Genomic DNA, 493 nt, shown 5'->3' with positions numbered 1-493 from the left:
TTGCAACTTTCCATATATAGAAATAGAAAGAGATAGACTAGAAACGACATCTCTTATGTCAATGACACCAAAGGGATATTAAATGAATGGAATTGGGATATGGATGGAATATAATGAAATAGAGCCGCTTTGAGGTTCCCTATTAAATTAGGCATGGAACGGARYCACTACGAAGRAGTTCCGGGRGTTAYGAAGGAARCTTCGRGYTCATAKTGGTCATGGGTTGAGAACGGGAATTGMACTCTATGARATMKAATYTCCCGTTGTTCCTCAGTAGCTCAGTGGTAGAGCGGTCGGCTGTTAACYGATTGGTCGTAGGTTCGAATCCTACTTGGGGAGATTTTATTTATTCTAAATTTCATTCTGAATTAAAGAATTCAGRATGAAARGGCTCGCTTTGACCGTTARGAGTAGGTAACCCSTTCCCYGTCTTTGTTTCTATTGCATTCTATCTYATCGTATCACATTCTGTTCTGCGATATTTGAGAATCAC

The 493-nt window shown here is 39.4% G+C and carries 1 tRNA gene; it reads left to right on the top strand.

Annotated features, from left to right (window positions below):
• Window positions 1–267: 267 nt before the first annotated feature.
• Window positions 268–339, top strand: a tRNA-Asn gene (locus DZ860_RS25420).
• The last annotated feature ends 154 nt before the right edge of the window (window positions 340–493 follow it).

The organism is Vibrio sinensis (genome assembly GCF_003605645.1).
Taxonomy (GTDB): Bacteria; Pseudomonadota; Gammaproteobacteria; order Enterobacterales; family Vibrionaceae; genus Vibrio; species Vibrio sinensis.
Note: the sequence above shows the minus strand (reverse complement) of the source record. Positions and strands in the feature narration are given on the sequence as shown.